Genomic DNA, 23,277 nt, shown 5'->3' with positions numbered 1-23,277 from the left:
GCCGTGTGCCCGGATGCTGCCGCCAGCGTTACGGGATCGCCGTGTGCCTGGGCCTTGAGCTCATAAACCCGCCGGGGATGACTGGCGATGAATGCGCCGATTCTACACCGCTGGCGCCAGGAAGGAATGGCGCGCCGCGCCGAGTGTCAGGCGCCCGCTTGGCCGGTGCGGGCCAGGCCTCGGCGCAGCTGCGCATTGAGCGCCAGGCCCAGGGCGCCCGACAGCATCAGGCACGCGGCCAGGGTCCAGGCCAGGTGGCTGCCGCTGGCCAGGTTAATCAGGGCGCTGAGCAGCCCGCCGATGATGAAAATCAGCACACTGCCCGCCGAGGCCGAGGCGCCGGCCTGCTCGGGGAACACGTCCATGGCCCGGGACGTGGCGGCGGGCCGGGTGAGGGTGGTGCCGGCGGTGCACACCAGCATCGGCAGCAGGATGGTCAGGGTGCTTACGCCCCACCACCCGGTGAGGGCCAGCATCAGCAGCCCCGCAAGCAGGATCAGGCTCAGCCCGCCGACAATCTGCCCGTGGGCGCTGACCCGCGCACTCAGCGCCCCGGCGACCACGCCGCCGACCAGGTAAGCGGCGCCGTACAGCAGCAGGGTCAGGGCAAATTGGTAAGCCGACAGGCCCAACTGCTCCATGAAAATCAGCGGCGAGATGACGATGAAGGAAAAGTGGCAGGCAAACGCGATGGCGCTTATCAGCCAGTACGCGAAGAAGTCGAAGCGCCCGCCCAGGCTGCGGTAGGCCTGGAGGATGTTCTGCCGTGGCCCCTCGGCACGGCGCGGCGCGGCGGGCAGGAACACCCAGGCCTTGAGCCACACCAGCGCCGCGAGGCCGATAAACAGATAAAAACTGCCGCGCCAGCCCACCGCGCCCTGCAGCAGCGTGCCGGCCAGGGGGGACAGCGAGATGAACACCCCGGTGGCGGTGGTCATCAGGATGCGCAAACGCTCCCGTTCGCGGCCCTGAAACAAATCCTGGACCAGCGCCTGGGACAGTACGAAGCAGCCGCAGCCCAGGGCCTGGAGCAGGCGAAAGGCAAGAAACCAGCGGTAGTCGCTGGCCAGCGCGCACCCCGCCGCGCCCAGCATCGCCACGGCCATGCCCGCCAGCAACAAGCCCTTGCGCCCGATCACGTCGGACAACGGCCCGAGCAGCAGTTGGGACAGGGCGATGCCGATGGCGAACAGGCTGATGGAAAACGCGATATCCGCCGCGGGGGTGGCGAAATGGGCGGACAGCGCCGGGAAGGACGGCAGCAGCACGTCGATGGGGAAAACCCCGAGCAACACCATGGCCAGCAACAGCGCCACCGCTGCACCCTTGCTCGCCCTAGCCATCGATCAGCCCTGCGTCGACGAACAACTGGCGGTTGTAGGCAGGCTCGAAGAAACCGTACTTCTTCATCGTCGCCAGGGTGGTGGTGGCATTGGCCCGCGCCCGCTGTGCCCAGGCCTGGGGCTGGAGCAGCGGCTCGATCACCTGCGTGCGGGTGGCCGGGTCGATGCCGGCGCTGGCGAAGCTTTCGTGCAGCCACTGGCCATCGATCTGCGCGAACACCTGAATGATCGCCAGCAGCAGGTCCGCCGCCGCCGGTTGCCGCGCCGCCGCCAGCGCCTCCCAGGTGTAGCCGAACACCTCGCAGAAGTAGCGGCTGTGCCGCGCCTCGTCTTCCAGGTGTTCGCGCAGCATGTGGTAGACGCACGGGATCAGGCTGTCGCGGGTGATGGCCAGCAGCTCCTTGGCGATGATGGTTTCGGAGACGAAACCGATGAAAAACCAGGCCAGCGGCACCTGTTGCGGCGCGGTGCGCTGCACCAGCGCCAGCAGGTGGCGGATGCGCTGGGGCACGCGGTGGCGGTTGTCGATGCCGTACCAGTGGGCGATCTGCGCGGCCAGGGTGTCGGAAAACAGCGCGTGGTAGCCCTCGTCGGTGTACAGCTGCAGGGCCGCGGTGCGCATCGGCCGGGGCACGGCCATGGCCAGGTCGCCGTGGACCAGGGTTTCGACGGCGCGGTTGACGATTTTGTGTTCCAGCAGGGTGGTGTAGTCGAGGAAATACACCAGGTGATTGGCCGCCAAACGCTGCTGGGTGGCGCGGCCCAGGCCCTGGATCAGCGGGTGCGCCAGGTACGGCAGGAACGCGGGCGGAAACCAGTCCTGGGTGAGCAGTTGCCGGTCGAGGTCGGCGGGTAGCTCGAAGCAGTCGGGTTTGCTGCGCACCGAGGCCTTGCGGTCCCAGTCGGCCAGGGTGAAACGGTGTTGGGCGGCGCTGGAGGCGGTCATGGGGCGTCCTGGGCGGCGATCAACGCACGCAGTTCCTGGCATTGGGCCTGGCCGTCACCGTGGCCGCAGCCGACGAAAAACAGCGCCTGTTCGGCCGAGGTTTCTTGCAGGCCAAGCTGGGCTTCGACCTGGGCGTCGCTCAGGGCGCCGGTGAGCCAGGTGTTCAGGCCCAGAGCGGTGGCGAGCAACTGGAAGGTCTGGGACAGATGCCCGGCCTCGACGTAGGCCATGCGATAGGCGCGCGAGTGTTCGTACTTCCACCACAGCTTGTCGAAGCGGCAGGTAATGAACAGGCCCACCGGCAGCGGGTTGATGAAATGCTGGCCGGCCAGTAACTGGCCCAGCGGCGCGTCAAGCAACGGCGCGACCAGTTGCAGGGCATGGCGGTCGGGGTGGTAGAAGTACACCCCCGGGGCGAGGCCGCTGACATTGCGCACATACAGGTAGCCGTCGCAGGCGTTCAAGCCGCCACCGGAGGGGCTGCTGCGCCGTGCCGCGAAGCCCTCGGCAATGGCCGGGTCATCGTCGTCGGCGCGTTCGTGCAAATAGCCGAGCGTCAGGTACAGCAGGGTGCCCACGTCCACCAGGCTGACTGCGCGCGGGGTGAAGGAGCGGCAGGTTTTGCGCTGAATCAGGGTGGTGGCCAGCCCGGCGGCCCGGGCCACCGACAGCGCAGGGTCGGGCAGGGGGATCAGCTCGGGCCCGTCAAAGGTGCAGCGCGGCGGGGGCGGCGCAGCGGCCATGACTTCTTTGCAATGCGCCAGATAATGCTGCGACCACTCATTGATATCCTGTGGCATATATTCGCAGGGAATATTCTTTGTGCCGATGTGGAATATCTTGGAAAGTTCATCCCAGCCCCAGGGTGTGGGAACTTGTTGAATGGGTGTGAAGAGGCCGGCGGCGAGAAATTGCGCATCCATGCTGTTGCACGGATCAAGTTGTTCAGGCGTGGCTATAAGTTGGATAAGGCGGGCGGAATAGTCGGGGTCTAGTTCAAATTGTGTATGACGCTTGTAGTCCCATATAACCAGGCAGGGAGGTCGGGCAAGAACAAAGAAACTCGGATTTATATACATGGCGATGTTGGCCCTGCAAGCGTGGGCGATGAGGCTGGGGCGCCGGCATTCCCCAGCCTCATCTAGCGGTTAACAGCAGGGTTTAGCGGGTTTTCGCCGGAACCATGGCAGACAGGTTGGCGAGTTTGGTTGCTTCCATAATGATGGTTTTCATGGGTGTAACTCCTTTGATGTATGTTGTTTGAGTGTTGTGTTTTTTTATGTTGTCACTTCCGAGTGACGAACAAATAGTAACGGTTAATTATTTAAAGATGAAGTAGTTGGCGGGTAGGGTTGTTCCATGAATGGCGTAGGATCCGTCTTGTGGAACTTCTAGAGTGCTGAGTTTGTTTAATTTTTACTTTGAATTGTGGGGCGCGATAGGGTGCACACAAGAGCGAGAGTGGGCTGTGGAGCGGAGTTGGTTAGTTTATTTTTTAGTTGGCGGGAAATGTGTTGAAAGTCATGAAGGGCCGTGCGGCCCTTCATGATGGCCGGGACTCAGCTGTTAGGCAGCAGTCGGCAGGTGATGCTCTTGATGTAGCGGGTTTCGGCGATGGCCGGGTGAACGGGGTGGTCCGGCCCTTGGCCGCCGCGTTCGAGCATCTGGATGTTGCGGTCCAGGTGGCGGGCGCTGGTCAGCAGGATATTTTGCAGGTCGTCTTCGGGCAGGTGCATGGAGCACGAGGCGCTGACCAGGATGCCGTCCTTGCTGAGCAGGCGCATGGCTTGCTCGTTGAGGCGGCGGTAGGCGCCCTCGCCGTTCTTCATGTCTTTCTTGCGTTTGATGAAGGCGGGCGGGTCGGCGACGATCACGTCGAAACGCTCTTCGCTGGCCTTGAGTTCTTTCAGGGCTTCAAAGACGTCGCCTTCGATGCAGGTCATTTTTTCCGCAAAGCCATTCAGGGCGGCGTTGCGCTCCACGCCGTCGAGGGCGAAGGCCGAGGCATCGACGCAGAACACTTCGCTGGCGCCGAACGCGGCGGCTTGCACGCCCCAGCCGCCGATGTAGCTGTACAGGTCCAGCACGCGTTTGCCCTTGGCGTAGGGCGCCAGGCGTGCGCGGTTCATGCGGTGGTCGTAGAACCAACCGGTTTTCTGGCCTTGAAGCACGGGGGCTTCGAATTTCACGCCGTTTTCTTCCAGAGCGACCCATTCCGGCACGAGGCCGAACACGGTTTCGACATAGCGGTTCAGGCCTTCGGCGTCGCGGGCGGCGGAGTCGTTCTTGAACAGGATGCCGCTGGGCTTGAGCACTTGGGTCAGGGCGGCGATCACGTCGTCTTTATGGGCTTCCATGGTGGCGGAGGCGATCTGCACCACCAGAATGTCGCCGAAGCGATCGACCACCAGGCCCGGCAGCAGGTCGGAGTCGCCATAGACGAGGCGGTAGAACGGCTTGTCGAACAGGCGCTCGCGCAGCGACAGCGCGACGTTGAGGCGGTGCACCAGCAGGGATTTGTCCAGGGGCAACTTGATGTCGCGCGACAGCAGGCGCGCGCAGATCAAGTTGTTCGGGCTCATGGCCACGATGCCCAGGGCCTTGCTGCCGGCCGCTTCGAGGATGGCCTGATCGCCGGCCTTGAAGCCGTGCAGTGGGGTGGCGGCCACATCGATTTCGTTGCTGTAGACCCACAAGTGGCCGTTGCGCAGGCGACGGTCGGCATTGGCTTTAAGGCGCAGGCTGGGCAGGGACATGACGTCGCTCCGGAAAAAAGAGCGGGAGTATAGCCTGTTGCGCTGGCAATGGCGGCGCCGCTGCGCCCTTGAATCTGGATCCGTGTTGGGTTTTGCGGTGTCGGCCGACTCTTTATAAGGGGTAGAATCGCCGCCTAGACCGGAGTGAGTACTTATGTCCCAAGAGCTATCAGCCGAACAGATCCAGCAGGCCCTGCAAGGCATCAGTGTGCCGCCCCAGCCGCAAATCATGGTGGATTTGCAGATGGAGCAATACATGCCCGACCCGGACCTGGAAGTGATCGCGCGGCTGATCTCCCAGGACCCGGGCCTGTCCGGGGCGTTGCTCAAGATCGTCAATTCGCCCTATTACGGGCTGAGCAACAAGATTGCCTCGATCCAGCGGGCGGTGAACCTGCTGGGCAGCCGTTCGATCATCAACCTGATTAACGCGCAGTCGATCAAGGGCGAGATGAACGACGACACCATCGTCACCCTCAACCGCTTCTGGGACACCGCCCAGGACGTGGCCATGACTTCGTTGACCCTGGCCAAGCGCATCGGCTCCCAAGCGGTGGACGAAGCCTACGCCCTGGGCCTGTTCCACGATTGCGGCGTGCCGTTGATGCTCAAGCGCTTCCCCCACTACATGAACGTGCTGGAACAGGCCTACGCCGCTGCCGGCGCCGATTGCCGGGTGGTGGACACCGAGAACCGCGCGTTCAACACCAACCATGCGGTGGTCGGTTACTACACGGCAAAATCCTGGCGCCTGCCAGACCACGTCAGCAACGCCATCGCCAACCACCACAATGCCCTGGCCATTTTCAGCGACGAGTCTTCGCGCAACAGCCAACTGAAGAACCTGCTGTCGATCCTGAAAATGGCCGAGCACATCTGCGCCTCCTACCGGGTGCTGGGTAATCAGGTCGATGACCATGAGTGGAACAGCATCGGCCCGTTGGTGCTGGACTACGTGGGGCTTTCGGATTACGACTTCGAGAACCTCAAGCAGACCATCCGCGAGTTGGGCGCACACTGATTTCTCAACCCTGGGGCGAGCATGCCGGAACTACCTGAAGTCGAAACCACCCGGCGCGGGATTGCGCCGCACCTGGAGGGCCAGCGCGTCAGCCGTGTGATCGTGCGCGAGCGGCGCTTGCGCTGGCCGATCCCCGAAGACCTCGATGTGCGCCTGTCCGGGCAGCGCATCGTGCTGGTGGAGCGGCGCGCCAAGTACCTGCTGATAAATGCCGAAGTGGGCACGCTGATTAGCCATTTGGGCATGTCCGGCAACCTGCGGCTGGTGGAGGCCGGGTCGTTGGCGGCCAAGCACGAGCATGTGGACATCGAACTCGAATCCGGCCTGGCGCTGCGTTACACCGACCCGCGGCGGTTCGGCGCGATGCTGTGGAGCCTCGACCCGCTGAACCACGAATTGCTGGCGCGCCTGGGGCCGGAACCCTTGACTGAGCTGTTCGACGGCGATCGGCTGTTCAAGCTGTCCCGGGGCCGCTCGATGGCGGTCAAGCCGTTCATCATGGACAACGCGGTGGTGGTGGGCGTGGGCAATATCTACGCGACCGAAGCGCTGTTCGCCGCCGGCATTGACCCACGGCGTGCGGCCGGGGGCATTTCCCGGGCGCGCTATTTGCGCTTGGCGGTGGAGATCAAACGCATCCTCGCCGCCGCCATCGAGCGCGGTGGCACCACCTTGCGCGACTTCATCGGCGGCGACGGCCAACCCGGTTACTTCCAGCAGGAACTGTTCGTGTACGGCCGCGCCTATGAGGCGTGCAAGGTGTGCGGGAGTGAGTTGCGCGAGGTCAAGCTGGGGCAGCGGGCGAGTGTGTTTTGCTTGAAGTGCCAGCGCTGAGCCTGGGCTGAGGGCCTCATCGCGAGCAGGCTCGCTCCCACGGGGCACCTTTTAACCTTGTGGGAACGGGCCTGGCCCGGGCGGCGATCCGACGATAGTGCCCTGCCAGCCCCCACACCTCTCAAGCCTTACCGGTAATCACCCGGTATTTGGCCATCAGCTGTTCTTCGGTTTCCGGGTGGGCTTCATCCAGCGGGATGCAATCGACCGGGCAGACTTGCTGGCACTGCGGTTCGTCGTAGTGGCCGACGCATTGGGTGCACAGGTTGGGGTCGATCACGTAGATCTCTTCGCCTTGGGAAATGGCGGCGTTGGGGCACTCGGGCTCGCAGACGTCGCAGTTGATGCAATCGTCGGTGATGATAAGGGACATGGGGCACTCCAGCCTGGGCGGACAGCCCAGGCAGCTAAAAACGAATGCGCGCAATTGTGCCGTATTGATGGGCGCAGTGCACGCGGGCGCGATGGAGGGCGGTTATTTCTTGAAGCGTTCGGTCAGGGCCTCGGCCACCGCCGGGTGGACGAACTTGGTGATATCGCCGCCCAGGGCCGCGATTTCCCGCACCAGGGTCGAGGAAATGAACGAATAGCGCTCCGACGGCGTGAGGAACAGGCTTTCCACGTCCGGCGCCAATTGGCGGTTCATGTTGGCCAGTTGGAACTCGTACTCGAAATCCGACACGGCGCGCAGGCCACGCAGGAACACATTGGCGTTCTGCTCCTTGGCAAAGTGCGCCAACAGGGTGGAGAAGCCGACGACTTCGACATTGGGTAGATGCTTGGTGACCTCGCGGGCCAGCTCCACGCGTTGTTCCAGGGGGAACAGCGGGTTTTTCTTGGGGCTGGCAGCCACGGCGATAATCACGTGGTCGAACAGGCGCGAGGCGCGTTCGACCAGATCGCCATGGCCCTTGGTAATAGGGTCGAAGGTACCTGGGTACAACACTCGGTTCATCGCGTCGTCCTGGCGGGAGTCCGTTGGGGAGTCGGATGGTAGCGCAGCAATCCCGGTGGGCCAAGCCGACTTTTTGTGAACAAAGCACTATAGACGCGGCGAATAATCCTGGTTTTCACGGGTTTTTCAGCCGCTCGGCCAGGGCGCTGGCCAGTTGTGCGGTCAGGCCATAGACCGACAATTGCGGGTTGGCGCCGATGCTGGTGGGGAACAGCGAGCCGTCGTGGATCGACAGGTTAGCCAACTGATGATGGCGCCCCAGGCTGTCGCACACCGCGCTTTGCACCGCTTCGCCCATGGCACAACCGCCCATCACGTGGGCGCTGCCCAGGCGCGTGCGGTACAGCGCCAGGTCCAGGCCGTCGATCATGGCGCGGGCCTCGCCCAGGGTTTTCACGTAGCGGGCATCGTTGTGCAGCGGCATCACCGCTTTGGCGCCGCCGGCGAACTGGATCTCGGCCATGCTGTGGAAGGCCCGGCGCAGGCCATCCCAGGCGTAGGCCGAGACGGGGTAGTCGAGCACCGGCGTGCCATCGCCGCGCAGCTCCACGTGGCCGCCGGGGCTGTCGGGGTGAAAGCCGTCGCGCATCAGCGCCAGCATGGCGTGGGTGTTGGGCAGTTGGGCCATGCGCAGGGCGTTGTCGCTGCCAAAACCGCCGAACAGGGTGGCGGCCAGCGCCGGGTGCAGGGGCGGCACTTCGAGCTTGTAGGACATGGGCCCGGTGGTGCCGTTTTGCCATTGGAAGTGGTCGGAGTAGATCGACTGCGGCGCGCCATAGAACGGGTTGATGACCTCGTCGAAATGCCCGGCGGACATGTTCACCAAGTGCAGAAAGGTGCGCTTGCCCAGGCGTGCGTGAGGGTCTGGCGCGCCTGAGCGCAACAGCAGCGCCGGGCTGTTGATGCCGCCGCCGGCCAGTACGTAGTGACGCGCCTTGACGCGGATGCGCCGCCCGGTGGGCGCCACGCAGCGCTCGTCCATGGCCACGCATTGCAGGCCGGTCACGCGCTCGCCGTCGATCAACAGCTTTTCGGCGCGGGCCAGGTACAGCAACTCGCCGCCGCTTTCCAGCGTGGCAGGGATGGTGGTGACCAGCATCGATTGCTTGGCGTTGGTCGGGCAGCCCATGCCGCAATAGCCCAGGTTCCAGCAACCGCGCACATTGCGCGGGATCACCTGCCAGCTGTAGCCCAGTTGTTCGCAGCCTTTTTTGATGACTTCGTTGTTGGCATTGGGTGGCACCCGCCACGGGGCGACCCCCAGGCGCTGTTCCATTTTCTCGAACCAGGGCGCCATCTCGGCCACGCCATGGCCTTTGACGTTGTGTTCGCGGGCCCAGTGTTCCAGGGTCGGCGCCGGTGTGCGGAAACTGGAGGTCCAGTTAATCAGCGTGGTGCCGCCCACGGCACGGCCCTGGAGGATGGTGATGGCGCCGTCCTTGCTCAAACGGCCGATGCCTTCCTGATAAAGGCTGGCGTAGGCGGCGTCTTCGAGCATTTTGAAATCGCTGCTGGTCTTGAGCGGGCCTTCTTCGATCAACAGCACTTTATAGCCGGCGGCGCTGAGGATTTCGGCCGTGGTGCCACCGCCCGCGCCGCTGCCGATGATGGCCACGTCGGCTTCAAGCGTCAGGTCTTGGGTGAGGGTGGAGCCGTCATGGGTTTTCCAGCCGCGGGCCATGCCATCGCGAAACGGATCGGGTACGGGCATCAGGGGTCTCTTTCTTATTGTTGAGGTTGGGGCAGGTTCGCTCCCACGGGGGCATCCCTTGGGTTGTCAGTCACAGCGCCTCACACCCGCGGCGGCCCCGGGTAGCCGCAGTGGGCCCAGGCCTCGGCGCGGCTGTACCAGGCCATCATCACCAGTTGCAGCAGGGAGCTGTGGCCCATGCGCAGCAGGCTCAGGCTGCTGTTTTCCCAGCGCTGGAGGAAGTGGCGGATGTCGTCGCCGCTGGCGTTTTCCCACGCGCCCCAGATGCCGGTCAGGGGGCCGCGGGTGACCGCCATGGCGAGCACGTCAAACAGTTGCCGGGTCAGCTTGAGCATTTCTGGCGAGAGGTAGGCCAGGTTGCGGTCCAGGCTTTGCAGGGCGCCCTCCAGCGCAGCGGGGAGGGCGTCGGCGGCCACGGCGCCGTCGAGCATCACCGGCATCACCGCCCGCACAAAGGGCAGGTCGGCGCTGCGCAAGGCGAGAAAACCGCTGGCCGGTTGGCTGGCCGAACAACCGCTCAGGCTGGCGCCCAGGCCAGCGGTGGCGAGGAAGGCGCTGGCGCCCAGGCTGAACTTCAAAAGGCCGCGCCGCGACAGTGCGGCGGGCTCGGGCAGGCATGGATTCATTATTGTTTTAACCGGCAGTGGGGCGCGTTAGCGGATGAACAGTTTGTGGATCAGCTTCTGGATGGCCGTGCCATAGGGCGGGTAGATCAGCCGCGCCGCGTTCAGGCGTTGCTTGACCAGCACGCCCTTGGCCTTGCTGAAGGTCAGGAAGCCTTCATGGCCGTGGTACTGGCCCATGCCCGAGGGGCCGATGCCGCCGAAGGGCAGGTCGTCCTGGGCCACGTGCAGCAGGGTGTCGTTCAGGCACACGCCGCCGGAGTGGGTTTCCTGCAGCACGCGTTGCTGCTCGGCCTTGTCGTAGCCGAAGTAGTACAGCGCCAGAGGGCGCGGCCGCTGGTTGATGTAGGCAAACGCCTGGTCGAGGCCGCTGTAGGGCACGATCGGCAGCAGCGGGCCGAAGATTTCGTCCTGCATCACCGTCATTTCATCGTTGACGTTGAGCAGCACGCTGTGGCCCAAACGCCGGCCCTGGTTCTGCTCGAACAGCGGAACCAACAGTGCGCCCTTGCTCGTGGCGTCGCTGATGTAGCCGTTAAGCCGGTTGAGTTGGCGATCGTTGATGATTGCCGTGTAGTCCGGGTTATCCACAAGCGTGGGGTAAAACCCGCGCACAGCCTGGCGGTAGGCCTCGACGAAGGAACCGACGCGCTCTTGCGGCACCAGCACGTAGTCCGGGGCGACGCAGGTTTGCCCGGCATTGAGGGTTTTGCCGAAGGCGATGCGCTCGGCGGCGTCCTTGAGCGGCACGTCGCTGGAGACGATGGCCGGCGACTTGCCGCCCAGCTCCAGGGTCACCGGGGTGAGGTTCTCGGCGGCGGCGCGCATCACGTGCTTGCCGATGCTGGTGGCGCCGGTGAACAGCAAGTGGTCAAACGGCAGCCGCGAGAAGGCCATGCCCACCTCGGCCTCCCCCAGCACCACGCACACCAGGTCTTGGGGGAACACCCGCGCCAGCAGGGTTTTGAGCAGTTGCCCGGTGGCCGGGGTGGCCTCGCTGAGCTTGAGCATCACCCGGTTACCGGCGGCGAGGGCGCCAACCAGCGGGCCAATAGCCAGGTACAACGGGTAGTTCCACGGCGCGATCACGCCCACCACCCCCAGAGGCTGATAGACCACTTTGGCCGACGCGGGCTGAAAGGCCAGGCCGACCTTGCGCCGCGACGGTTTCATCCAGGCCTTGAGGTGGCGGCTGGCGTAGTGGATGCCGTGCAGGCTGGGCATCAGCTCGGCGAGCAGGGTTTCGTCGGCGCTGCGGTTGCTGAAATCCTCGCTGATGGCGGCGATCAAAGCCTGGCGTTCGCTGTTCAGTACATCGCCCAGGGCCTTGAGCCACTGCTGACGCTGCGCCGCAGGGGGCATGGGATGGGCGGCGTAGGCCTGGCGCTGGGCGTGGAAAAGCTTGAGCAGTTCGTCGCGCTGGGCTTGGGCGTCTTGCAGGTAGGCGATTTCAGCAGGCATGGCGGCGTCCGTTTTATTCGAGTTGTGCATTTTCTAGAGCTTATACTCTAAAAGGTCAAGGCCGAACTGTGCGTCACTTTGATTTATCCACAAGCGGTTAGGCCGTAAGATGCTCGCCAACGCACTCTGAATTAAAGCCCTTGCCCATGGCCCCACGCATAAAAACCAGCGAGCGCATCGTCCAGAATAGCCTGGAGCTGTTCAACCAGCAGGGCGAGCGCAGCGTCAGCACCAACCACATCGCCGCCCACATGGAAATTTCCCCGGGCAACCTCTATTACCACTTCCCCAACAAGCAGGCGATTATCGCCGTGCTGTTCAGCGAGTACGAAAGCCTGGTGGACAGCTTCCTGCGCCCGCCCCAGGGCCGCGCGGCGACGGTCGAAGACAAGCGCTTCTACTTGCAGGCTCTGTTGGCGGCGATGTGGCGCTACCGCTTCCTGCACCGCGACCTGGAGCATTTGCTCGACAGCGACGCGGACCTGGCCATGCGCTACCGGCGTTTCTCCCAGCGTTGCCTGATCCAGGGTCGCGCCATCTACGAAGGCTTTGTCGCCGCCGGCATCCTGGCGATGGACAAGGTGCAGATCGAGTCCCTGACCCTCAACGCCTGGATCATCCTCACGTCCTGGGTGCGGTTTTTGTGCACCACCCGGGAAAACTCCACGCACCTGAGCGAAGAAGCGATCAAGCGCGGGGTTTATCAGGTGCTGGTGCTGGAGGCCGGTTTCGTCACCGAGCAGGCGCGGGACGCGGTGGACGCGCTTTTTGAGGAGTACTACGTGCCGCTGGGGCAGGCGCTGGAAGAACTGTAGGATGGCCTGAGCCTTAACTCACGGGAGCCTGTTATGCCGATTGCGCAACTCATCAGCCCGCAAGACCTGGACGGCAAGAAAGACCAGCCGAACCTGGTGCTTCTCGATTGCCGCTTTGCCCTGGATGACCTCGACTACGGCCAGCGCAGCTATGCCCAAGGGCATATCGCCGGGGCTTCGTTCGCGGACCTGGAGCGCGACCTCAGTGGCCGGGTGAGCAAAGGCGTGACCGGGCGCCACCCGTTGCCCGAGCCGCAGGCCCTGGTGGAGCGCCTGCAAGCCTGGGGCGTGAATGACGACAGCGACATCGTGCTGTACGACGACGGCCCCGGAGCTTTCGCCGCCCGCGCCTGGTGGCTGTTGGCCTGGCTGGGCAAGCGCGACGGGGTATTTATCCTCGATGGCGGCCTCAAGGCTTGGCACGCGGCCGGCCTGCCCTTGAGCCTCGACGCGCCGCGCCAGGGTGTTGGTAACTTTGCCGGCACACCGGACAACAGCCTGCTGCTCAGCGCCGAGCAACTGCAACAACGCCTCGGCGACCCGGCCTTGACCTTGCTCGATGCCCGCGCCGAGGCGCGTTTTCGCGGTGAAGTGGAGCCCATCGACCCGGTGGCCGGGCACATTCCCGGCGCCCACTGCGCAGTGTTCACCGACAACCTGGGCAGCGATGGCCGCTTCCTCAGTGCGCAGGCCCTCCAGCAGCGCTTCGCCGCCCACCTGGGCGAGCGGCCAGTGAGCGAACTGGTGGCCTATTGCGGTTCCGGCGTGACGGCGTGCCACAACCTCTTCGCCCTGTGCCTGGCGGGCTATCCGCTGGCGCAGTTGTATGCCGGCTCGTGGAGTGAGTGGATCACCGACCCTGCACGGGAAGTCGCCAAGGGCGCTTGACGGCCGTACACCACCGGCCCCTGTGGGAGCCGGCCGGGCCTTCCTCGTTTATTGCCCCGCCCCCTGCGCCAGCCATTGCGGTATGCGCCGTTCCAGGTAGTAGCCGGGGCGGCGCAGGGTGCCGTCAACGAACCCCACATGGCCGCCGTGCGCATGTAGCTCCCATTGCGTGCCGGGTGCCAGTTCGCTGGCGTCGGGCAGGCTGTGGGGGAACACGAACGGGTCGTCGGCGGCTTGGATCATCAGGGTCGGCGTGGTGATGGTAGCGAGGAAGTAGCGGCTGGAGGCGCGCCGATAGTAGTCGTCGGCATCGCGGTAGCCGTGCAGCGGTGCGGTGACGCGGCCATCGAAGTCCCAAAAGGTACGCAGGTTGCTCAGCGAGCCGAGCCCTTGCAGGGTGGCCAGGCCTTCGTGGCGGCCGTCGTGCTGGAACTGGCGCTGCTTGTTTTTGATGTAGGCGAGCATTTCGCGCATGAAATGGGCCTGGTAGACCCGCGAAAAGCCCTGGCCGATGCGGTCGGCGCATTGGTCGAGGCGAAACGGCACCGACACCGCCACCGCGCTCTGCAAGCCGCTGTCCTCGCCGGTTTCCCCCAAGTGTTTGAGCAGCACATTGCCGCCCAGGGAGTAACCGACTCCGTGCAGCGGCGCGCTGGGGCGCTTGGCCCGTAAGTGGCGGATCACCGCGGCGAGGTCTTCGCTGGCGCCGGAATGGTAGCTGCGCGCTAGCAGGTTGGGCTCCCCCGAACACCCACGCCAGTTCAGCGCCACGCTGGCCCAGCCCTGGGCGGCAAGGGCCTGTTGCAGGCCGGCGACATAAGGCGAGTTCGACGACCCGGTGAGGCCGTGCAGCACCAGTACCAGTGGGGTTTCCAGTTCGTGGGGGCCGTGCCAGTCGAGGTCGAGGAAGTCGCCATCCTCAAGCCACAGGCGTTCGCGCTGGCGTTCTAAATGGACGGTTTTGCGCCACAGCGGCCCCCACAGGGTTTGCAGGTGCGGGTTGCGCAGGCCCAGGGCGGGCGTGAAGTGGTTCGGCGGTGTCGGCACGGAGGGTCTCGTAGCAGCGGTGCGCAGTGTGGCTGCGCACCTTGTTACACGGTCGGTCAGCCGACCGCCTGCGCCATACGTTGCCACAAGGCGTAGTAGACGCGCCCGGACTTCTGTTCGCGATGCAGGCGCCAGTTGCCCGGCAGGCCCAGACTCGACGGTGGCGCTTCGCTTTCGGTGTAGACCCAGGCTTCGTCCGCCAGCCACTGGCGCTCTTCGAGCAGGGCGCAGGTGGCGGGCAGCAGGTTCTGGTTGAACGGCGGGTCGAGGAACACCAGGTCGAAGGCAATGGCGGGCTGGGTTTCCAGGTAGCGCAGGGCATCGGCGGTCTGCACCTGGCCGACGCTGCAACGCAGGGTGCCCAGGTGCTCGCGCAGGCTGGAGACGGCGATGTTGCTGCTATCGAGCGCCTGGCCCATGGCCGCGCCACGGGACAGGGCTTCGAGGAACAGCGCGCCGCTGCCGGCGAACGGGTCCAACACCTTGGCCCCGGCCACGTAAGGGGCGAGCCAGTTGAACAGCGTTTCGCGCACGCGGTCCGGCGTTGGGCGCAGGCCCGGGGCGTCGGGAAAGCTCAAGCGACGGCTGCGCCATTCGCCGCCGATGATGCGCAGTTGGTTCACGCCGTTATGGACGTTGTGGACGGGTTTCTTGGTGGGACGGGCCATTAATGCTCCGGAACCCCGAGCGGCTGCTCGGCAGGTTTATCAGTAGGGGCCGGTAACGGCTTCTGTGCAACGGTCGGGCCGGCGGTGACGATCACCATTTTGTCGGCGCTCAGGTGTTTGTTGAGCGCCGTTTTGACCTGCTCGACGGTCAGGGCCTGGGATTGTTGCATGAAGTCTTCCAGATAGCTCAACGGCAAGTTGTAGAACCCCATGGCGCCCAACTGGCTGACGATGTCGGCGTTGCTGGCGGTGGACAGCGGGAAGCTGCCCGCCAGCTCACGCTTGGCGTCGTCGAGTTCTTTCTGGGTGGGGCCGGTTTTCAGGTAGTCGGCCAGTACGTCCTGCACCAGTTTGAGGGTGCCTTCGCTCATTTCGGCGCGGGTCTGCAGGTTGATGTTGAACGGGCCGCGGGCCTGCATCGGGCTGAAACCGGAGTAGACGCCGTAGGTCAGGCCGCGTTTTTCCCGCACTTCGGTCATCAGGCGCGTGCCGAACCCGCCGCCGCCCAGGATCTGGTTGCCCAGGGACAGGGCCGCGTAATCCGGGTCGGCGCGGTCGATGCCCAGTTGGGCGAGCAGCAGGTGAGTTTGTTTGGACGGGTATTCGATATGGCCAATGCTGGCCTTGGGCTGCACCGGTTCCGGGATTTTCGCCAGGGCCGGACCTTTAGGCAGGGCAGCGGACACCTGGGCGGCGATGGCTTCGGCGTCGCTGCGGGACAAGTCGCCCACCAGGGCAATCACCACGTTGCCGGCCGCGTAGGCTTTTTCGTGGAACGCTTGCAACTGCACCAGGCTGATGGGCGGGATGCTTTGCTCCGTGCCTTCGCTGGGGTGGGCGTAAGGGTGGTCGCCGTAGAGGCGGCTCATCAGTTCCAGGCTCGCCAGTTTGCCGGGGTTCTGCTTCTGGTACTCGAAGCCGGCCAGCACCTGGTTCTTGATGCGTGCCAGGGCATCGGCGGGGAAGGTCGGCTTGCCGACGACTTCGGCGAACAGCGCCAGGGCCGGTTCGCGTTTGTCGCTGGCACTTAGGCTGCGCAGGGAGGCGACGGCCATGTCCTTATAGGAACCGTTGCCGAAATCCGCGCCCAGGCCCTCGAAGCCTTCGGCAATCGCACCGACGTCCTTGCCCGCCACACCTTCGTTGAGCATGGCGTTGGTCAGCATGGCCACGCCGGGTGTCGCGCCGTCCTGGCTGCTGCCGGCGGCGAAGATCAAGCGCAGGTCGAACATCGGCAACTCACGGGCCTCGACGAACAGCACCCGGGCGCCTTCGGCGGTGTTCCAGGCTTGCACGTTCAAGCTGCGCCGGCTTGGCGCCTTGCCATCCAGTTCGGCCAGCGATTGCAGGGTCTTGGTGGTTTGGGCCTTGTCCAGCGCGGGGCTGGCGACGGTGTCGCCCGCGCGGTTGAGGTAATAGAAGCCGGCCGCGCCGAGCAGCACCACGGCCACCAGTACGATCAGAGCCTTGGCAGGGGATTTACGCTCACTCATGGGTAGTCTCCTCGGGCAGTACATGCGCAACGCTGAGACGTTCGCGAGTGAAGTAGGTGCGGGCGGCTTTCTGGATGTCGTCCGGGGTCACGCTTTGCAGCTCGGCCAATTCGGTGTCCATCAGCCTCCACGACAGGCCGACGGTTTCCAGTTGGCCGATGGCGGTGGCTTGGCTGGTGATCGAGTCGCGCTCGTAGACCAGCCCGGCGATAACCTGGGCGCGCACACGCTCCAGTTCTTCGGCGGTGGGCGGGGTGGTTTTCAGTTGTTCAAGCAGGCGCCACAGGCCCGCGTCGGCCTGGGCCAGGGTTTTTTGCTTCTGGGTATTGGGCGTGGCGGTGAGCATGAACAGGCTGTCGCCGCGGGTGTAGGCGTCGTAGTTCGATGAGCCACCGGACACCACTTCTTCGCCGCGTTCGAGCTGGCTCGGGATACGTGCGCTGTAACCGCCGTCGAGCAGCGCCGAGATCAGGCGCAGGGCGTGAACCGAGCGCTTGTCGTCGGTGGTGGCCAGGCTGGGTACGTTGAAACCCAGCATCAGGCTCGGCAGTTGGGTCTGCACATGCAGGGTGATCTGGCGCTCGCCGGGTTCGGCCAGTTCCAAAGGGATTTTCGCCGACGGCAGGTCACGCTTGGGGATCGGGCCGAAATAGCGCTGGGCCAGGGTCTTGACCTCGTCCGGGGTGACATCGCCGACCACCACCAGGGTGGCGTTGTTGGGCGTGTACCAGGTTTCGTACCAGTGACGCAGCTCCTGCACGCTCATGCGGTCCAGGTCGGCCATCCAGCCAATGGTGGGCGTGTGGTAGCCGCTGGCCGGGTAAGCCAGGGCCTTGAAGCGCTCGTAGGCCTTGGACATCGGCTTGTCATCGGTGCGCAGGCGGCGCTCTTCCTTGATGACTTCGATCTCCTTGCTGAACTCCTCCGGTGGCAGGCGCAGGCTGGCCATGCGGTCGGCTTCAAGCTCGAAGGCCACGGGCAGGCGATCGCGCGCCAGTACCTGGTAGTACGCGGTGTAATCGTCGCTGGTAAAGGCGTTTTCCTCGGCGCCGAGGTCGCGCAGGATCAACGAGGCTTCGCCGGGGCCGACCTTGTTGCTGCCCTTGAACATCATGTGTTCCAGGGCATGGGACAGGCCGGTCTGGCCCGGGGTTTCGTAGCTGGAGCCAACCTTGTACCAGACCTGGGACACCACCACCGGCGCGCGATGGTCTTCGCGCACGACCACTTTGAGGCCGTTATCGAGGGTGAATTCGTGGGTCGGTTGCGGGTCGGCAGCCAGGGCTGCAAAGGGCAGGCAAACTGTGCTGAGCAGCAGGCCTGCGGCGCGGCGGGCTAGAGCATTCATTCGTTTTTTAACCTGTTGGGCTGCCCGCGTGATGGTCGGGGCAGCGGACGAGGAGGTTGGGCATGCCATCATTCTTGAGCGGTACTGGTAATGACGCATGACACGCCCTAGGATACTGATCCGTTTTACTGGCGGCCACGCCTATCAGGCCTCTGATGAATCAGAGTGTGCTTGAGAAGGTTGCATGGGTTAGCGGCAAAAAGCCTGGTTTTATCAGCTAAACTGCGTTTTTTCGCCGATTTTGCCGTTCCAGTTCAGTGTAGAAGCGCTCTTTCGGATGCCTTGGGCGTTTTGACAACATCTTGCGCGTGAACAAGCTCGGTTAATCGTAGTCTGTTTCGCATCCAATAGTTATTTGCCGGGGCGCCACCAATGGCGCGTCGCCACCTTGAGATAGCCGTCCTCCATGTTTGGTTCCAACGACGACAAAAAGACCCCAGCCGCGGCTGGCGAGAAGAAAGGCCTGTTCGGATGGCTGCGCAAAAAGCCGCAGGAAGCCGTCAGCGAGCAACCGCAACCCGCTCCTGAACCGATTGCCGAGCCTACGCCAGCCGTCGAGGCCCCGGCGCCGGTGGTGTTGCCGCTGGCCGAACCGGTGCTGCAACCGGTAGCCGAGCCCGTGCCACTGGCTGAGGCCGCCCCCGTTGGCGAACACAAGCCCTGGTTGACCCTGCCAGTGGCTGAAGAGCCGGTGGCGCTGGTCCCGGACGACTGCGCCCCGCACATCACGCCGCCGATTCCCGCCCCGACCGCCACCCAGCAAGCGGTGGAGCAACTGCCGGTGGCCGAGCACGTGCCTGCGCCAGAGCCCGTCGTCGAGATCCCGCACGAGCCGGAGCCGGTCATCGCTGCGTTGGCCGTTGCGCCCGCGCCAACCCCGATGGAACCTATCGTTGAATCGCTGCCCGTTGTCAGCGAGCCTGCACCGGTTGCGGTGCAAGAGAACAAGGTCGGCTTCTTCGCCCGCCTCAAGCAAGGCCTGTCGAAAACCAGCGCCAGCATCGGCGAAGGCATGGCGAGCCTGTTCCTAGGCAAGAAGCTGATCGACGACGAACTGCTCGACGACATCGAAACCCGCCTGCTGACCGCAGACGTGGGTGTCGAAGCCACTTCGGTGATTATCCAGAGCCTGACCCAGAAGGTCGCCCGCAAGCAGTTGGCCGATGCCGACGCGCTGTACAAGTCGCTGCAAGGCGAGTTGGCGAACATGCTCAAACCGGTCGAGCAACCGCTGGTCATCAGCGCGCAGACCAAGCCCTTCGTGATTCTGGTGGTGGGCGTCAACGGCGCCGGCAAAACCACCACCATCGGCAAGTTGGCGAAGAAACTGCAACTTGAAGGCAAGAAAGTCATGCTGGCCGCCGGCGATACCTTCCGCGCTGCGGCCGTGGAGCAATTGCAGGTGTGGGGGGAGCGCAACAAGATCCCGGTGATCGCCCAGCACACGGGCGCCGATTCGGCCTCGGTGATCTTCGACGCCGTGCAGGCCGCCAAGGCCCGCGGCATCGACGTGCTGATCGCCGACACCGCCGGGCGCCTGCACACCAAAGACAACCTGATGGAAGAGCTGAAGAAAGTGCGCCGGGTGATTGGCAAGCTGGACGCCGACGCGCCCCACGAAGTGCTGCTGGTGCTGGACGCCGGCACTGGCCAGAACGCCATCAGCCAGGCCAAGCAATTCCACCAGACCGTGCAACTGACCGGCCTGGCCCTGACTAAGCTCGACGGCACCGCCAAGGGCGGGGTGATTTTCGCCCTGGCCAAGCAGTTCGGCCTGCCGATCCGCTACATAGGCGTGGGCGAAGGCATCGACGATTTGCGCACCTTTGAAGCCGAACCCTTTGTCCAGGCACTGTTTGCCGAGCGGGAGCGCTCATGATTCGATTCGAACAGGTCGGTAAACGCTATCCGAACGGCCACGTCGGCTTGCATGAGCTGAGCTTTCGAGTACGTCGGGGCGAATTCTTGTTTGTCACCGGCCATTCCGGCGCGGGCAAAAGCACGCTGCTGCGCCTGCTGCTGGCGATGGAGCGCCCCACCACCGGCAAGCTGCTGCTGGCCGGCCAGGACCTGGCGACCATCAGCAATGCGCAAATTCCTTACCTGCGTCGGCAGATAGGCGTGGTGTTCCAAAACCATCAACTGCTGTTCGACCGCACGGTGTTCAACAACATTGCCCTGCCGTTGCAGATCCTGGGCCTGTCCAAGGCGGAAATCACCAAGCGCGTGGATTCGGCCCTGGAGCGCGTGGCGCTGTCGGACAAGACCGACCTCTACCCCGGCGACCTGTCCACCGGCCAGCAACAGCGCGTCGGCATCGCCCGCGCCATCGTCCACCGCCCGGCCCTGCTGCTGGCGGACGAACCCACCGGTAACCTCGACCCGCGCCTGGCGGCGGAGATCATGGGGGTGTTCGAGGACATCAACCGTTTGGGCACCAGCGTGCTGATCGCCAGCCACGACCTGGCCCTGATCGCCCGCATGCGCCACCGCATGCTCACCTTGCAACGCGGCCGACTGATCGGCGACGGGGAGGCCGGGGTATGAGTGCCACACGCAGTCCCAAGGTTTCCGAGCGGGTGGCGCCCAAGGCGGCGGATCCGAAACCTGCCAAGAAAAAACGCGACGATGACGACGGCCCGGACTTTCGCACCCTGCTGCACGCCTGGATCGAAAGCCACCGCGCCAGCCTGCTCGACAGCCTGCGGCGCCTGGGTAAGCAGCCCATCGGCAGTTTCTTCACCTGCATGGTGATGGCCGTGGCTTTGAGCCTGCCCATGGGCCTGTCGCTGCTGCTGGGCAACGTCGAACGCCTCGGCGGTTCGTGGCAGCGGGCGGCGCAGATTTCCCTCTACCTGCAACTGGACGCCAGCGCCGCCGAGGGCGAGCAATTGGGCGAGCAGATCGCGGCTATGCCGGGCGTCGCGGATGCCCAATACATCAGCCGCGAACAGGCGCTGGAGGAATTCCAGCAGCAGTCCGGGATCGGCGAAGCGCTCAAGGAATTGCCGCAGAACCCGCTGCCGGGTGTGGTGCTGGTAACGCCCAAGGAAGTCGACAAGGCAGCCCTGGAAACCCTGCGTCAGCGCCTGGCCGAGATGCCCAAGGTGCAACAGGCGCAACTTGATCTAGTCTGGGTGGAACGCCTTGCGGCAATCCTCAAGCTGGGTGACCGGTTTGTCTTCGGTCTGACCGTGCTTTTGGTGTCTGCATTACTTTTGGTGATAGGCAATACCATTCGTCTTCATATTGAAAACCGCCGCACCGAGATAGAAGTGATTAAACTCGTCGGCGGCACCGACAGCTATGTGCGTAGGCCCTTTCTATATATGGGCGCGCTTTATGGCTTGGGTGCAGGGATTCTTTCGTGGGGGTTGCTGGCGTTCGGCCTGGATTGGCTGAACGACGCAGTGGTGGGGTTAGCCGGGTTGTATGGCAGTGATTTTGCCCTGGCTGGCGTGCCTCCTGCTGACGGCCTGTCACTCTTGCTTGGCGCGGTGCTGTTAGGGTATATCGGTGCATGGATCGCCGTCGCAAGGCACCTCAGGGAGCTTGCGCCGAAGTAGTGTCTTTTTGCTTGTATTGACCTTTCAGCTTTCTAGGGAACTTGTCCTACGGTTCCCGGTCAATTTTCGCAGTGCTGAACTGCACGAGTTATGTGAGTCGGAGGTTTTTTCGTATGACCACTTCTTTGCAACCTGCCTATGCCCTAGTCCCAGGCGCAAACCTGGAAGCCTATGTGCACACGGTCAACAGCATTCCATTGCTGACGCCCGAGCAGGAGCGTGAACTGGCCGAGAGTCTCTATTATGAGCAGGATCTTGGGGCGGCTCGGCAGATGGTGCTCGCCCACCTGCGTTTTGTCGTACATATCGCCCGCAGCTATTCCGGCTACGGGTTGGCCCAGGCCGACCTGATCCAGGAAGGTAACGTGGGCCTGATGAAAGCGGTCAAGCGTTTCAACCCGGAAATGGGCGTGCGCCTGGTGTCCTTTGCGGTGCACTGGATCAAGGCGGAAATCCACGAATTCATCCTGCGCAACTGGCGCATCGTGAAAGTCGCGACCACCAAGGCCCAGCGCAAGCTGTTCTTCAACCTGCGCAGCCAGAAAAAACGCCTGGCGTGGCTGAACAACGAAGAAGTGCACCGCGTGGCCGAAAGCCTGGGCGTCGAGCCCCGTGAAGTGCGCGAGATGGAAAGCCGCCTGACTGGCCATGACATGGCCTTCGACCCGGCCGCCGAGGCGGACGACGACAGTGCCTTCCAGTCGCCGGCCAATTACCTCGAAGACCACCGCTACGACCCGGCGCGGCAACTGGAAGATGCTGACTGGAGCGATAACTCCACCAGCAACCTGCACGAAGCCCTGCAAGTGCTGGACGACCGCAGCCGCGACATTCTCTACCAACGCTGGTTGGCAGAAGAAAAAGCCACGCTGCATGACCTGGCGCAGAAGTACAACGTATCGGCTGAGCGTATCCGCCAGTTGGAAAAAAGCGCGATGAACAAGCTGAAGCTGTCTATCGCCGCTTGATCTCAAACTGCTAGTGGATGTAGGTGTGGATGTGGGAGCGGGCAAGTCCGTTCCCACACTTTTTTCTGCTGTGTCAGTCTGCCCACGGCAAGCGCCGCGAATCATTGATCCCCAACAGATAACTCTCTCCCCCCAACTGGTTCATCTGCTGCCGAATCCAGCTGGCACGCCGTGCCACGTAAGGGCTTGGGCGGCTGGCGCTCCAGGCGCGGGGGTTGGGCAGCACCGCGGCCAGCAGGCTGGCCTGTTGCCGCGACAGTGAGCGGGTGCTCACGCCAAAGTGATGGCGCGCCGCCGCCTCGGCGCCAAACACGCCGTCGTCCCACTCCACGCTGTTGAGGTACACCTCGAGGATGCGTTGCTTGGGCCAGAGGATTTCGATCAGCCCCGTGAACCAGGCCTCCAGGCCCTTGCGCAGCCAACTGCGGCCCGACCACAGAAACAGGTTCTTCGCCACTTGCTGGCTCAAGGTGCTGGCGCCGCGCAGCGAACCACCGCGCTCGTTATGGGCCAGGGCGGCCTTGATCGCGCCGACGTCAAAACCCCAGTGTTCGGAGAATTTCTGGTCTTCGCCGGCAATCACCGCCACTTTCAGGTCGTTGGCGATTTCATCCCACGCTTGCCAGTCGCGCTGCAGGTCGATGGGCTTGCCATTGAACCAGGACTGCACCTTGCGCTCGACCATCAATGCCGTTCCCGGCGGCGGTACGACGCGGAACACAAGCACCAGCAGCACGCTGCCAGCCGCGAACCAGAGCAGGCCTTGGGTGATACGACGAAAGATTAAACGCAACATAGAGATGGCTTGGCCGGAGCGGTCGAGCGGGCCATTAT

General features: G+C 64.0%; 22 protein-coding genes. 8 read left to right on the top strand and 14 right to left on the bottom strand.

Annotated features, from left to right (window positions below; genetic code table 11):
• Positions 1–146: 146 nt before the first annotated feature.
• The 4 genes from AC19YR_RS04840 to AC19YR_RS04825 all read right to left on the bottom strand — a co-directional run bounded on the left by AC19YR_RS04840 (position 147) and on the right by AC19YR_RS04825 (position 5,045).
• Entirely contained in the window at positions 147–1,343 is a 1,197-nt protein-coding gene (locus AC19YR_RS04840) for an MFS transporter (protein ID WP_500597379.1), read from the bottom strand.
• A complete protein-coding gene (locus tag AC19YR_RS04835) occupies positions 1,336–2,289 on the bottom strand; it encodes a diiron oxygenase (protein WP_095109126.1) in 954 nt (317 codons plus the stop codon). Before AC19YR_RS04835 ends, AC19YR_RS04840 begins: the two co-directional genes overlap by 8 nt.
• Positions 2,286–3,368 carry a SagB family peptide dehydrogenase gene (locus AC19YR_RS04830; protein WP_095109125.1) on the bottom strand — a complete coding sequence of 361 codons (1,083 nt, stop codon included), beginning with the start codon at positions 3,366–3,368 and terminating at the stop codon, positions 2,286–2,288. Before AC19YR_RS04830 ends, AC19YR_RS04835 begins: the two co-directional genes overlap by 4 nt.
• Before the next feature lie 480 nt (positions 3,369–3,848).
• Positions 3,849–5,045, bottom strand: a complete 1,197-nt coding sequence (locus tag AC19YR_RS04825) for a class I SAM-dependent rRNA methyltransferase (RefSeq protein ID WP_500597378.1) — start codon at positions 5,043–5,045, stop codon at positions 3,849–3,851.
• 208 nt (positions 5,046–5,253) lie between these two features.
• On the opposite strand from AC19YR_RS04825, the gene AC19YR_RS04820 reads away from it, so the two are divergent.
• Together AC19YR_RS04820 and mutM are read left to right on the top strand one after the other, a co-directional pair.
• Positions 5,254–6,066: an HDOD domain-containing protein gene (locus tag AC19YR_RS04820; RefSeq protein ID WP_176465105.1), complete on the top strand. Its 813-nt coding sequence runs from the start codon at positions 5,254–5,256 to the stop codon at positions 6,064–6,066.
• Positions 6,067–6,087: 21 nt separating this feature from the next.
• Positions 6,088–6,900: a bifunctional DNA-formamidopyrimidine glycosylase/DNA-(apurinic or apyrimidinic site) lyase gene (mutM, locus tag AC19YR_RS04815; RefSeq protein WP_095109122.1), complete on the top strand. Its 813-nt coding sequence runs from the start codon at positions 6,088–6,090 to the stop codon at positions 6,898–6,900.
• A gap of 121 nt (positions 6,901–7,021) precedes the next feature.
• Here mutM and AC19YR_RS04810 read toward each other — a convergent pair whose 3' ends face one another.
• The 5 genes from AC19YR_RS04810 to AC19YR_RS04790 form a co-directional block, all read right to left on the bottom strand.
• On the bottom strand, positions 7,022–7,273 hold the full coding sequence (locus AC19YR_RS04810) for a YfhL family 4Fe-4S dicluster ferredoxin (RefSeq protein WP_048722619.1): 252 nt from the start codon (positions 7,271–7,273) through the stop codon (positions 7,022–7,024).
• 102 nt (positions 7,274–7,375) lie between these two features.
• Complete coding sequence (coaD, locus tag AC19YR_RS04805; protein WP_095109121.1) at positions 7,376–7,855, bottom strand: pantetheine-phosphate adenylyltransferase; 480 nt, start codon at positions 7,853–7,855, stop codon at positions 7,376–7,378.
• A 115-nt stretch (positions 7,856–7,970) separates the two neighbouring features.
• On the bottom strand, positions 7,971–9,566 hold the full coding sequence (locus tag AC19YR_RS04800; RefSeq protein ID WP_500597374.1) for a GMC family oxidoreductase: 1,596 nt from the start codon (positions 9,564–9,566) through the stop codon (positions 7,971–7,973).
• Between the two features lie 80 nt (positions 9,567–9,646).
• Positions 9,647–10,192, bottom strand: a complete 546-nt coding sequence (locus tag AC19YR_RS04795; protein WP_095109119.1) for a twin-arginine translocation pathway signal protein — start codon at positions 10,190–10,192, stop codon at positions 9,647–9,649.
• A 27-nt stretch (positions 10,193–10,219) separates the two neighbouring features.
• Complete coding sequence (locus AC19YR_RS04790) at positions 10,220–11,650, bottom strand: coniferyl aldehyde dehydrogenase (RefSeq protein WP_500597372.1); 1,431 nt, start codon at positions 11,648–11,650, stop codon at positions 10,220–10,222.
• 146 nt (positions 11,651–11,796) lie between these two features.
• Here AC19YR_RS04790 and AC19YR_RS04785 point away from each other — a divergent pair, with 146 nt between their 5' ends.
• Complete coding sequence (locus AC19YR_RS04785) at positions 11,797–12,465, top strand: TetR/AcrR family transcriptional regulator (RefSeq protein ID WP_095109117.1); 669 nt, start codon at positions 11,797–11,799, stop codon at positions 12,463–12,465.
• A 33-nt stretch (positions 12,466–12,498) separates the two neighbouring features.
• Complete coding sequence (locus tag AC19YR_RS04780; RefSeq protein WP_095109116.1) at positions 12,499–13,353, top strand: sulfurtransferase; 855 nt, start codon at positions 12,499–12,501, stop codon at positions 13,351–13,353.
• 48 nt (positions 13,354–13,401) lie between these two features.
• On the opposite strand, the gene AC19YR_RS04775 is transcribed toward AC19YR_RS04780, so the two are convergent.
• From AC19YR_RS04775 to AC19YR_RS04760, 4 genes are read right to left on the bottom strand one after another with little or no spacing between them, the layout of a single operon-like run.
• Entirely contained in the window at positions 13,402–14,400 is a 999-nt protein-coding gene (locus AC19YR_RS04775; RefSeq protein WP_500597370.1) for a hydrolase, read from the bottom strand.
• Positions 14,401–14,456: 56 nt separating this feature from the next.
• On the bottom strand, positions 14,457–15,068 hold the full coding sequence (gene rsmD / locus AC19YR_RS04770; protein ID WP_095109114.1) for a 16S rRNA (guanine(966)-N(2))-methyltransferase RsmD: 612 nt from the start codon (positions 15,066–15,068) through the stop codon (positions 14,457–14,459).
• On the bottom strand, positions 15,068–16,561 hold the full coding sequence (locus AC19YR_RS04765; RefSeq protein ID WP_500597368.1) for a M16 family metallopeptidase: 1,494 nt from the start codon (positions 16,559–16,561) through the stop codon (positions 15,068–15,070). Before AC19YR_RS04765 ends, rsmD begins: the two co-directional genes overlap by 1 nt.
• The gene (locus AC19YR_RS04760) at positions 16,554–17,909 is read right to left on the bottom strand and encodes a M16 family metallopeptidase (protein ID WP_095109112.1); all 1,356 of its coding nucleotides are present in this window, start codon (positions 17,907–17,909) and stop codon (positions 16,554–16,556) included. The genes AC19YR_RS04765 and AC19YR_RS04760 overlap by 8 nt, the downstream gene beginning before the upstream one ends.
• Before the next feature lie 406 nt (positions 17,910–18,315).
• Here AC19YR_RS04760 and ftsY point away from each other — a divergent pair, with 406 nt between their 5' ends.
• The 4 genes from ftsY to rpoH all read left to right on the top strand — a co-directional run bounded on the left by ftsY (position 18,316) and on the right by rpoH (position 22,443).
• On the top strand, positions 18,316–19,788 hold the full coding sequence (ftsY, locus tag AC19YR_RS04755) for a signal recognition particle-docking protein FtsY (RefSeq protein WP_500597366.1): 1,473 nt from the start codon (positions 18,316–18,318) through the stop codon (positions 19,786–19,788).
• Positions 19,785–20,456: a cell division ATP-binding protein FtsE gene (gene ftsE / locus AC19YR_RS04750; RefSeq protein ID WP_093418294.1), complete on the top strand. Its 672-nt coding sequence runs from the start codon at positions 19,785–19,787 to the stop codon at positions 20,454–20,456. The genes ftsY and ftsE overlap by 4 nt, the downstream gene beginning before the upstream one ends.
• Positions 20,453–21,475, top strand: a complete 1,023-nt coding sequence (gene ftsX, locus AC19YR_RS04745) for a permease-like cell division protein FtsX (protein WP_500597363.1) — start codon at positions 20,453–20,455, stop codon at positions 21,473–21,475. The genes ftsE and ftsX overlap by 4 nt, the downstream gene beginning before the upstream one ends.
• A gap of 113 nt (positions 21,476–21,588) precedes the next feature.
• Complete coding sequence (gene rpoH / locus AC19YR_RS04740) at positions 21,589–22,443, top strand: RNA polymerase sigma factor RpoH (protein ID WP_095109109.1); 855 nt, start codon at positions 21,589–21,591, stop codon at positions 22,441–22,443.
• A gap of 73 nt (positions 22,444–22,516) precedes the next feature.
• Here rpoH and mtgA read toward each other — a convergent pair whose 3' ends face one another.
• Entirely contained in the window at positions 22,517–23,239 is a 723-nt protein-coding gene (gene mtgA / locus AC19YR_RS04735) for a monofunctional biosynthetic peptidoglycan transglycosylase (RefSeq protein ID WP_500597362.1), read from the bottom strand.
• Positions 23,240–23,277: the final 38 nt, after the last annotated feature.

The sequence above is a fragment of the Pseudomonas sp. MF08817 genome (assembly GCF_059862705.1).
Note: the sequence above shows the minus strand (reverse complement) of the source record. Positions and strands in the feature narration are given on the sequence as shown.

Bases quoted from the DNA above. Each gene is read 5' to 3' on its own strand.
- AC19YR_RS04760 (WP_095109112.1), bottom strand. From the start codon at position 17,909: ATGAATGCTCTAGCCCGCCGCGCCGCAGGCCTGCTGCTCAGCACAGTT.
- AC19YR_RS04830 (WP_095109125.1), bottom strand. From the start codon at position 3,368: ATGTATATAAATCCGAGTTTCTTTGTTCTTGCCCGACCTCCCTGCCTG.
- AC19YR_RS04800 (WP_500597374.1), bottom strand. From the start codon at position 9,566: ATGCCCGTACCCGATCCGTTTCGCGATGGCATGGCCCGCGGCTGGAAA.
- AC19YR_RS04790 (WP_500597372.1), bottom strand. From the start codon at position 11,650: ATGCCTGCTGAAATCGCCTACCTGCAAGACGCCCAAGCCCAGCGCGAC.
- ftsX (WP_500597363.1), top strand. From the start codon at position 20,453: ATGAGTGCCACACGCAGTCCCAAGGTTTCCGAGCGGGTGGCGCCCAAG.
- mtgA (WP_500597362.1), bottom strand. From the start codon at position 23,239: ATGTTGCGTTTAATCTTTCGTCGTATCACCCAAGGCCTGCTCTGGTTC.
- AC19YR_RS04795 (WP_095109119.1), bottom strand. From the start codon at position 10,192: ATGAATCCATGCCTGCCCGAGCCCGCCGCACTGTCGCGGCGCGGCCTT.
- ftsE (WP_093418294.1), top strand. From the start codon at position 19,785: ATGATTCGATTCGAACAGGTCGGTAAACGCTATCCGAACGGCCACGTC.
- AC19YR_RS04835 (WP_095109126.1), bottom strand. From the start codon at position 2,289: ATGACCGCCTCCAGCGCCGCCCAACACCGTTTCACCCTGGCCGACTGG.
- AC19YR_RS04780 (WP_095109116.1), top strand. From the start codon at position 12,499: ATGCCGATTGCGCAACTCATCAGCCCGCAAGACCTGGACGGCAAGAAA.
- rsmD (WP_095109114.1), bottom strand. From the start codon at position 15,068: ATGGCCCGTCCCACCAAGAAACCCGTCCACAACGTCCATAACGGCGTG.
- AC19YR_RS04785 (WP_095109117.1), top strand. From the start codon at position 11,797: ATGGCCCCACGCATAAAAACCAGCGAGCGCATCGTCCAGAATAGCCTG.
- AC19YR_RS04840 (WP_500597379.1), bottom strand. From the start codon at position 1,343: ATGGCTAGGGCGAGCAAGGGTGCAGCGGTGGCGCTGTTGCTGGCCATG.
- coaD (WP_095109121.1), bottom strand. From the start codon at position 7,855: ATGAACCGAGTGTTGTACCCAGGTACCTTCGACCCTATTACCAAGGGC.
- ftsY (WP_500597366.1), top strand. From the start codon at position 18,316: ATGTTTGGTTCCAACGACGACAAAAAGACCCCAGCCGCGGCTGGCGAG.
- rpoH (WP_095109109.1), top strand. From the start codon at position 21,589: ATGACCACTTCTTTGCAACCTGCCTATGCCCTAGTCCCAGGCGCAAAC.
- mutM (WP_095109122.1), top strand. From the start codon at position 6,088: ATGCCGGAACTACCTGAAGTCGAAACCACCCGGCGCGGGATTGCGCCG.
- AC19YR_RS04825 (WP_500597378.1), bottom strand. From the start codon at position 5,045: ATGTCCCTGCCCAGCCTGCGCCTTAAAGCCAATGCCGACCGTCGCCTG.
- AC19YR_RS04810 (WP_048722619.1), bottom strand. From the start codon at position 7,273: ATGTCCCTTATCATCACCGACGATTGCATCAACTGCGACGTCTGCGAG.
- AC19YR_RS04765 (WP_500597368.1), bottom strand. From the start codon at position 16,561: ATGAGTGAGCGTAAATCCCCTGCCAAGGCTCTGATCGTACTGGTGGCC.